Source organism: Acinetobacter sp. V110_1 (assembly GCF_031798975.1).
GTDB lineage: Bacteria > Pseudomonadota > Gammaproteobacteria > Pseudomonadales > Moraxellaceae > Acinetobacter > Acinetobacter nosocomialis_A.
Map to the genome: position 1 here is coordinate 85663 of NZ_JAVQNN010000021.1, position 9225 is coordinate 94887.

Below are 9225 nucleotides of genomic sequence, written 5' to 3' on the forward strand. Positions count from 1 at the left end.
AAACCAATAAAAAAGCACCTTATGCAGGTGCTTTTTTATTTGCCTTTAATGGCGGTTGTTTAAAGCGATGTGCTGGCCACGTCATAATAAAGCGTGCCCCACCCAAACTTGGACTTTCATCTACTTTAATCTCACCACCAAACCAGTAAGCAATACGACTTACAATGGAAAGCCCCAAACCATAACCACCAGATGCACGTGTACGACTGTCATCTAAACGTGCAAAAGCTTCGAATACGCGTTTGCGGTCTTGCTCAGGAATACCCGGTCCATCATCTTCAACACAAACAAAAGCCATGCCATCGCTGTGAATACCACCAGTGATACGCACTTTGTTATCACAATAGCGAACAGCATTACCTACCAAGTTTTGTACAACACGGTGAAGGTAACGACGCTCTGCATCTACTTTCACATATAAAGGTGGTGGAATGAGTTCAATTTCTTTCTGTGTTTTTAAAGCTTCGGTTTCAACAGCAACCTGATCTAACACTTCAAAAAGTACAATTTCTGCAAAATCTAACGAAGGTGTGCCCTGCTCTAGCTTTGCGTAAGTCATGATTTCATCAATTAAGGTATTGAGTGCTTCAATATCTTTATCAATCATGTCGACTTGATGCATACGGTGATTGTAGTCATCTTCTTCGGCTAACATTTCTGTACCAAAGCGAATACGTGCCACAGGCGTTCTCAGCTCATGAGATACCGCTCTCATTAACTCACGTTGAGCTTCAATCAAACGCTGAATATGATCAGACATATTGTTATAACTTGAAGCCAAGTTTGCCATTTCGTCACTTCCTTCAATCGGAACACGCAATGACAAATCACCCGATTTCATACGGTTTAGCGCATAACGCACTTGTCGAATTTTGCGCTCTAACGGCAAAATCAAACCGTAAACACCTAAACTTAATAAGAACAGGCTAAATAAGGTAATACCCGCAGAAAGCTGTAAAGGCATCCAGTTAAACATTGGAACTGGGCCCAACACCAACACTTGTGCAGGATGATTCGGGATTGGAGAGACAATCGAAATGGTTGTACCACGTACTGTTGCACTATCTTTGTACAACATGACACTTTGGTCTTGGCGTAAACGTCCAATCTGTTCAGAGTCCAGATTTACATCTTGAATATTTTGAATATTGATTGGATATGAGAAATGTTTTTGAATCTTGGCAAGGTACTCTTGTTCCTGTCCCGGATAAAACATTAAATAGTCGAGTACAAAAATAGGAAGAGCCTTCATTTGGCGTTCACTAATTTTGTCGACTTTTATAGATAGATAATGTTGTGGGTCGTCACGTAAACCAATAATCACATATGCAATGCTATTACTGGCATCGTAACGAACAACAGATTTTTGTGCTTCGATCCGCTTTTTCTCGGTTCGAGACAATTCAACCTTACTTGCATCGGTATAGTAAATTGGAAGTTCGAGCAAATCAGATGCGTCAGAAATCCAATCTATCTTTTGCTGCTTCCCAGGTTGTCGAGCGACCCCTTCACTAATGACATAAGAAATACCATCAGTTAAAGATTCTCGGTATTCTTGTGCGCGTTGGTAGTTGATAATTTGTACCAGTAAATACCCAAAAACAGCCACCAAAACAACAAGAATTACCAGCCCCGCATATATTCGCAGGAATATACTGTGTTTAAACACTCGACCAACCTTATAGGAAGTTTAATCAGATTTTACAATCCATTGGTTTCTTTAACAAACAAGTAACCTTTACTACGTACAGTTTTAATACGTTTTGGATTTTCAGGATCATCGCCAATTTTTGGACGAATACGTGAAATACGTACGTCGATTGAACGGTCTTGACCATCGTATTCGATACCACGTAGACGTTCAAAGATATCTTCACGCGATAAAATACGACCAGCGTTTGAAGCAAGCAACCATAACAAGTCATATTCAGCACTTGTAAAGTCAACAAGCTCACCATTTAACGTTACAGAGCGGCCGCCGTTGTCGATTACAAGGTCGTCAAACTCAATACGTTGAGCAACTTCATCTTCAACAGTTTTATCTGTGCGACGTAATAGTGCACGAATACGCGCTAATAATACACGTGGTTGAACTGGTTTAGCGACATAATCGTCTGCACCCATTTCTAGACCAAGTACTTGGTCCATGTCTTCAGTACGTGCAGTCAACATCAAAATAGGTTGATGGTAGTGTGGGCGAACTTCACGACAAACGGTTAAACCATCTGCACCCGGCAACATGACATCCAAGACCACAAGATCTGGTTGTTCACTAATAATACGACGAATTGCACGGTTACCATCAGTTTCTACACCAACTTCCAAACCGTTGCGGATTAAATATTCTTGAGTTAATCGCGCTAAACGCTCGTCGTCTTCAACGATCAGAATCTTTGGTAACTTTTCTTCTTGGCTCATATCATTGCCCCTATAAATCTCATTACATGCATCTTAAAAATCTTGCAGATACATTCGTTTATCATTTGCAATATACACACGTTTACATTGTAAACAAGTAGGCGTTCACCAAACTGATACATGACAACCATGTTTTGTTGCATTTTATTAACCTTTGAATTTTCAAGTGTTTTTGATATCTGTTTATTATTCTTATATGTCATAATCTATTCATATTTCCTATGTATGAATATTAAACAAATTATTTCTTTGATGAATTTAAATTCGCTCAAGTGCTTGTTTTTTGAGTTATCCACAAAGTTATCTATAAGTGTTTTTTCATAGCTTTGGTATGCTATCTCCCGACAAATCATACAGATAAAAAATTACTAAAAAGTCAAGATTGATCTAGCTTAAAAAATCCCGTATCTTGTGTTGAAAATAAACTTTAACTACTAAGTCTTGTGTTTATCCCTCAAATATCGTGGCATGTTTTTTGCTCGGTTCAAACGGTCTATGAACATAACAAAAGTGACAATGGAGCTATGCTGGCATGAGCGTAATTACTTCGACTCCTGGTCAAATTCAGGTGATTAAGCGTACTGGAGATGTTGCTGCATTTGATGCAGAGAAAATTTCTGTTGCGATTGGTAAAGCTTTTCTTGCTGTGGAAGGTCAACAGAGTTCGGATTCAAGCCGTATTCATGACCGTATTACCCAGTTGACGGAAATGGTATTAAATACTTTTAAACGCCGTTTACCATCGGGCGGTACGATCCATATTGAAGAAATTCAAGATCAAGTAGAACTTGCTTTAATGCGTACTGGGGAACAAAAAGTTGCCCGCGCTTATGTAATTTACCGCGAACAACGTGCTAGCGCTCGTCAGCAAACAAATTCAAACCACCACCCTACCTTGCAAGTTACTGATGCAAACGGTCAGCTTCAACCACTTGATTTAAGTGCGTTACAAGCAACTGTAAATAGAGCTGCTGAAGGCTTAGAAGGTATTGAGGTTCAAGCAATTATCGATGAGACCGTTAAAAACTTATATAACGGCGTAAAAGAAAGCGATATTGCTACCACCATGATGATGGCAACACGTACACGTATCGAACAAGAACCTAACTATACATACGTAACTGCGCGTTTGCTTCGTGATGAGTTGGTCAGCACTGGTTTAGCATTCTTAGGTTTACCGGCAGATACAGCTGAAAACAATGCACTTGAAGCATTCTTGAAAAAAGGTGTAGAGCTTGATTTGCTTTCACCAGACTTGCTTAAGTTCGATTTAGAAAAACTAGCTGCAGCAATTCAGCCTGAACGTTCTAACCAATTTACCTACTTAGGTTTACAGACTCTATTTGATCGTTACTTCATTCACTCAAATGGCGTTCGCTTCGAATTACCACAATTATTCTTCATGCGTGTGTCTATGGGTCTTGCGCTTAATGAGCAAGATAAAGAAGAGCGTGCAATCGAGTTCTATAACTTGTTATCTAGCTTTGACTACATGGCGTCTACGCCTACCCTGTTTAACTCAGGTACATTACGTCCACAGCTTTCAAGTTGTTACTTAACAACGATTGGTGACGACCTTTATGACATTTATGGTGCAATGCGTGACAACGCGATGCTCTCTAAATGGGCAGGTGGTTTAGGTAATGACTGGACTCCTGTACGTGCCTTGAACTCTTATATTAAAGGTACAAACGGTAAATCTCAGGGTGTTGTTCCATTCCTTAAAGTTGCGAACGATACAGCCGTTGCAGTAAACCAAGGTGGTAAGCGTAAAGGTGCGGTATGTGCGTACCTAGAAACTTGGCACTTAGACATCGAAGAATTCTTGGAACTTCGTAAAAACACAGGTGATGACCGTCGTCGTACTCACGACATGAACACTGCAAACTGGGTTCCTGACCTATTTATGCAACGTGTATTTGAAGATGGCGATTGGACACTATTTACTCCGTCTGAAACTCCGGACCTACACGATTTAACTGGTGCTGAGTTTGCTGAACGCTATGCATACTATGAGTCTGTTGCGAAAGAACAGAACATGTTGCACAAGAAAGTACGTGCTAAAGACTTATGGCGCAAAATGCTTTCTATGTTGTTCGAAACTGGTCACCCTTGGATCACGTTTAAAGATGTATGTAACTTACGTTCACCACAACAACACGTTGGCGTAGTTCACTCATCTAACCTATGTACTGAAATTACGTTAAACACAAACCAAGACGAAATTGCAGTATGTAACCTAGGTTCGATCAACCTTGTGCAACACGTTAAAGGCGGCGTATTAGACCGTGAAAAGTTAGCGCGTACGGTTAAAACAGCAGTTCGTATGCTCGATAACGTTATCGACATTAACTACTACGCTGTACCACAAGCGAAAAACTCTAACTTGAAACACCGTCCTGTTGGTATGGGTATCATGGGCTTCCAAGATGCACTTTACGAAATGGGTATGGCTTACGGTTCTGATGAAGCTGTGAACTTTGCTGACGAGTCAATGGAAGTGATTAGCTATTATGCAATCCAAACTTCAAGCGACTTGGCTGTTGAACGTGGTGCTTACTCAACATTCAAAGGTTCATTGTGGGATCAAGGTATCCTTCCAATCGACTCTATTGAAATTGTTGCTAAATCTCGTCCAGAACGTATGTTCGAAGTTGACCGTACTCAACGTTTAGACTGGGACACTTTACGTGCCAAAGTTCAAAAAGACGGTATGCGTAACTCAAACGTAATGGCGATTGCTCCAACTGCAACCATTTCGAACATTTGTGGTGTTTCTCAGTCTATTGAGCCAACATTCCAAAACTTATATGTGAAATCTAACTTGTCAGGTGAGTTCACTGTTATTAACCCTTACCTTGTTCGTGCATTGAAAGACCGTGGTCTTTGGGACACAGTAATGGTTAACGACCTTAAACACTTTGAAGGTTCAGTACAAAAAATTGCTCGTATTCCTGAAGAATTAAAAGCAATCTTTGCTACTGCGTTTGAAGTTGAGCCACGCTGGATTGTTGATGCTGCATCACGCCGTCAAAAATGGATTGATCAAGCACAGTCTCTTAACCTTTACATCTCTGGTGCAAACGGTAAGAAACTTGACATTACTTATAAGATGGCATGGTTACGTGGTCTTAAGACGACTTATTACCTCCGAGCTTTAGGTGCAACTTCTGCTGAAAAATCTACAATTAACACAGGTGCGTTAAACGCGGTTAAACCTGCAACTGTAGAAGCGGCAGCACCTGCAGCGGCTCCGGTCGTAGAAGCGAAAAAGCCTGAAACAGTTGAAGAAGACGGCTTCACTCAAGCAGCTCCTGTTCCGATGGCTTGTTCAATCGACAACCCTGATTGCGAAGCTTGCCAATAACATTTAATAAAGTTGCTCTTTAAACAAAAGAGCAACTTTAAATGAGGTAAAGATTATGTTTTTTCATCTCAGCCATAACTATATGCTTGGTGTTGGAATCTTAATCTTTGCCTTTATTTTCTTTTATACGCCTATGGTTTACGCCTTTTTTAAAATCCGTGAACAAAAGCGTAAGCAAAATAAGTTGTAGGGATGATGGACCAAAGGCCCAAAATTTGGTCATACATCGATAAAACTTAATTTTGTTTACACATTATAAGCGTATAGTAGTGACATCTTCGTTTAGAGATGTCGAACATAGATATATACAACGAAGAGAGAACAACAATGTCTATCCTTAGTTGGGACGATTTTGAAGATGATTCGCAAAAACCGGCTGCACCTGAACACAAGTCTGCGCCCATCCAACCGGAAAAAACGTCTGATTCGCAGAATGTATCTGCTGCGCAGCCATCATCGCAGAGCGTGGCAGCTCCACAATCCGCTGGAACCCATTCCGTGCGATCAACAAATCCAACCGATTCAATGGCTCGAGCATCTGCAGCCTTAGAACATTTGGATGTTGCTCCTGGCCTTGAAGAGTTAGAAATGGGCGCGCAACGCGTTCAGGTTGACGACAAAGCCATGATTAACTGTCGCGCTGACTTGAACCAGCTTGTGCCATTTAAATACGAATGGGCTTGGCAGAAATATCTTGACGGGTGTGCAAACCACTGGATGCCGCAAGAAGTTAACATGAACCATGACATCGCGCTTTGGAAGTCTGAAAATGGCTTAACCGAAGATGAGCGTACTATTATTATGCGTTCTTTAGGTTTCTTCTCGACTGCAGACTCTTTGGTTGCAAACAACTTGGTATTGGCGATTTACCGTCACATTACTAACCCTGAATGCCGTCAGTACATCTTGCGTCAAGCGTTTGAAGAAGCGATTCACACTCACGCTTACCAATACTGTATCGAATCTTTAGGTATGGACGAAGGCGAAGTCTTCAACATGTACCGCGAGATTCCATCTGTTGCACGTAAAGCATCTTGGGGTCTTAAGTACACTCAATCTTTAAGTGACCCTACTTTCCACACAGGTACTCCTGAAAACGACCAACGTTTACTTCGTAACTTGATCGCGTTCTACTGTGTACTCGAAGGGATCTTCTTCTACTGTGGCTTTACTCAAATTTTGAGTATGGGCCGTCGTAACAAGATGAACGGTGTTGCTGAGCAGTTCCAATACATCTTGCGTGATGAGTCTATGCACTTGAACTTTGGTATCGACATGATTAACCAAATCAAGATTGAGAACCCTCACCTTTGGACTGCCGAGTTCCAACAAGAAGTCATTCAAATGATTCTTGAAGGTACTATGCTTGAAATCGAATATGCACGTGACACGATGCCACGCGGTGTATTAGGTATGAACGCAAGCATGATGGAAGAATATTTGAAATTCATCTGTAACCGTCGTTTATCTCAGTTAGGTTTACCAGAGCAATTTGCTGGTGTAACTAACCCATTTGCGTGGATGTCTGAGATGATGGACTTACGTAAAGAGAAGAACTTCTTTGAAACTCGCGTAACTGACTACCAAACTGGTGGTGCGTTAAGCTGGTAAGATTAAGCATATAACAGCACAATATAGATGCTGTAAAAAAGGGTTGCTAATAGCAGCCCTTTTTCATATCTATCTCTCAACTCAAAATAAGGATAAAACTATTTTTAAATAAAATTAGGTTTCTTTCTTATGCTTAACTAATTTTAAAATTAATATTGAAATAACTACCACTAGCCAGATTAAAATTAAATACCGCATCAATAAGGTGGGGAACATAACCCAATTCCACCAAGAAGCAATTTTTTCTTCACTTGTTGAAAAATTGATTACACTCCCTTTTTCATCTTCAAAACGAATTCTAGTGACTACAATATATTTATTTTTAAAAAACAATGATGAATTAGGAAAAAAACCTCCCTCAACTTTAAGTAGTTTTCTAGGCTTATATAATTCACAAAATGAACCATTCTCATTTCTAAAATATGCGCAATTAATAATATTTTTTTTATAATTATCTTTTATTATCAACGATGTCATACGTCCATATTTGATATGAAATTCAGGTTCATAAACAACAAAACTCTCTTTTCTAGGAGTAAAAACTATACTTGGGTTAAGAGCACAAAGCAGTACAATCACACAGAAACTTAAGGAAAGGACAAGAACAAAATTTTTATAAATATAAGAATATAATGAAAAAAATGGATCAACTACTTCTCTAGAGATCCACATTTTAAGTTTATAAATCACAACTATCCCCAACTATAAAACAATAGTAAAAAAGCCAGAGGCTAATAAAACACCAACACTAAAAGCACTAATGAAATCAATAAATTTTACAACATATATATTTTTTAGATTTATATAGTTTTTAAACTGTACCCCTAATAAAAACAATAAAAAAAATAAAAAATAAACTACAAATTTATTAATCAAATATAAGTCATTAAAGTAGTTTATTCCTTTACTTCGTTTAGCAAGTAGATAAAACATAAAAATAGAATAACCCGCCAAACCTAAAAAAAGCGAAGTAAATGCGCTTACCTCTGCTTTGCTCATAATTTCATTTTTCATAATTTCCCCAATAAAAAAATATAATTATTTAATAAAATAAAAATGCTATTTTATAGCAAAATTAATAATCTTTAATATAACTCTAAATAACCAAATACAGCCTTTTCAACTCGCTGCTGTAAATGATTTAAATCACTTTCCCCTGCGATGCCTGCTGCGTTAATCATTCCTTTGCTTAAAGCAATCACATCTTGTGCAGCCGTATGTGCATGTGAAATGTCAGAACGTATAAAAAGATCAGAAATTATGGTTTCAAGTTCGTGTTGATGCTCACTTTCCTCTATGTCTTTTCCAATGAGTTCGGATGCAAACTCTAGTGTTCGTGCCAACTGTGGGCGGCTCAATTGATGTTGCACAGCAGCACGTATGATTAATTTTAATTTTTCTTTTAAGTCTGCGGCGTCATGTTGCTGTATGGCCTCAACAATATCATTTGATAATTTGGCACGCTCACGTCGAATTAACTCGACGATTAAGGCATCTTTAGATGGAAAGTATTGATATAGGCTACCAATGCTTACGCCACTAAATGGTTCAAATTGGAGTGCACCAGATTACTCAACTCTTTGCAGAAGATAAAAGCATATTAATATTGCGATTGGCTATCAAAAAAGTAGTAATGGATTACATCTAATCGTGGACTTTACTGGTTTAAAGTTTTTAGGTGAAGGTGAATGAAAAAGGAAGAAACACCAGCCCGAATATCGTCGCCAATGGCGTAAACTCCACATTGGTATAGATGCCAAAACCCAACAAATACGTTCAGTTCAGTTCAGTTCAGTTCAGTTCAGTTCAGTTCAGTTCAGTTCAGTTCA

The 9225-nt window shown here is 39.0% G+C and carries 8 protein-coding genes and 2 pseudogenes; 4 read left to right on the forward strand and 6 right to left on the reverse strand.

From position 1 onward, the window contains the following. Window positions 1–19: 19 nt before the first annotated feature. From bfmS to RMA95_RS08850, 3 genes are read right to left on the reverse strand one after another with little or no spacing between them, the layout of a single operon-like run. The gene (gene bfmS, locus RMA95_RS08840; protein WP_004710386.1) at window positions 20–1669 is read right to left on the reverse strand and encodes a sensor histidine kinase BfmS; all 1650 of its coding nucleotides are present in this window, start codon (window positions 1667–1669) and stop codon (window positions 20–22) included. 32 nt (window positions 1670–1701) lie between these two features. Next, entirely contained in the window at window positions 1702–2418 is a 717-nt protein-coding gene (bfmR, locus tag RMA95_RS08845) for a response regulator transcription factor BfmR (RefSeq protein WP_000076440.1), read from the reverse strand. Beyond that, on the reverse strand, window positions 2415–2621 hold the full coding sequence (locus tag RMA95_RS08850; protein ID WP_263613012.1) for a hypothetical protein: 207 nt from the start codon (window positions 2619–2621) through the stop codon (window positions 2415–2417). Before RMA95_RS08850 ends, bfmR begins: the two co-directional genes overlap by 4 nt. 329 nt (window positions 2622–2950) lie before the next feature. Here RMA95_RS08850 and RMA95_RS08855 point away from each other — a divergent pair, with 329 nt between their 5' ends. The 3 genes from RMA95_RS08855 to RMA95_RS08865 all read left to right on the forward strand — a co-directional run bounded on the left by RMA95_RS08855 (window position 2951) and on the right by RMA95_RS08865 (window position 7396). After that, window positions 2951–5785 carry a ribonucleoside-diphosphate reductase subunit alpha gene (locus tag RMA95_RS08855; RefSeq protein ID WP_311070188.1) on the forward strand — a complete coding sequence of 945 codons (2835 nt, stop codon included), beginning with the start codon at window positions 2951–2953 and terminating at the stop codon, window positions 5783–5785. Between the two features lie 55 nt (window positions 5786–5840). Continuing rightward, entirely contained in the window at window positions 5841–5975 is a 135-nt protein-coding gene (locus RMA95_RS08860; protein ID WP_263613010.1) for a preprotein translocase subunit YajC, read from the forward strand. 137 nt (window positions 5976–6112) lie between these two features. Further along, window positions 6113–7396, forward strand: coding sequence for a ribonucleotide-diphosphate reductase subunit beta (locus RMA95_RS08865; RefSeq protein ID WP_311070189.1), 1284 nt, complete (start codon window positions 6113–6115; stop codon window positions 7394–7396). 114 nt (window positions 7397–7510) lie between these two features. Here RMA95_RS08865 and RMA95_RS08870 read toward each other — a convergent pair whose 3' ends face one another. The 3 genes and pseudogenes from RMA95_RS08870 to RMA95_RS08880 form a co-directional block, all read right to left on the reverse strand. Further along, window positions 7511–8086, reverse strand: coding sequence for a hypothetical protein (locus RMA95_RS08870; protein WP_209834653.1), 576 nt, complete (start codon window positions 8084–8086; stop codon window positions 7511–7513). A gap of 12 nt (window positions 8087–8098) precedes the next feature. Continuing rightward, complete coding sequence (locus RMA95_RS08875) at window positions 8099–8410, reverse strand: hypothetical protein (RefSeq protein WP_311070190.1); 312 nt, start codon at window positions 8408–8410, stop codon at window positions 8099–8101. 71 nt (window positions 8411–8481) lie between these two features. Beyond that, window positions 8482–8937 (reverse strand): annotated as a pseudogene (locus RMA95_RS08880) (TetR/AcrR family transcriptional regulator); the annotation flags it as partial. Here RMA95_RS08880 and RMA95_RS08885 point away from each other — a divergent pair. Beyond that, window positions 8927–9225, forward strand: a pseudogene (locus RMA95_RS08885) (transposase); the annotation flags it as partial. The pseudogenes RMA95_RS08880 and RMA95_RS08885 overlap by 11 nt on opposite strands.

Coding starts and splice junctions, on each gene's coding strand:
- RMA95_RS08865 (WP_311070189.1), top strand. CDS start 6,113: ATGTCTATCCTTAGTTGGGACGATTTTGAAGATGATTCGCAAAAACCG.
- RMA95_RS08850 (WP_263613012.1), bottom strand. CDS start 2,621: ATGACATATAAGAATAATAAACAGATATCAAAAACACTTGAAAATTCA.
- bfmR (WP_000076440.1), bottom strand. CDS start 2,418: ATGAGCCAAGAAGAAAAGTTACCAAAGATTCTGATCGTTGAAGACGAC.
- RMA95_RS08875 (WP_311070190.1), bottom strand. CDS start 8,410: ATGAAAAATGAAATTATGAGCAAAGCAGAGGTAAGCGCATTTACTTCG.
- RMA95_RS08855 (WP_311070188.1), top strand. CDS start 2,951: ATGAGCGTAATTACTTCGACTCCTGGTCAAATTCAGGTGATTAAGCGT.
- RMA95_RS08860 (WP_263613010.1), top strand. CDS start 5,841: ATGTTTTTTCATCTCAGCCATAACTATATGCTTGGTGTTGGAATCTTA.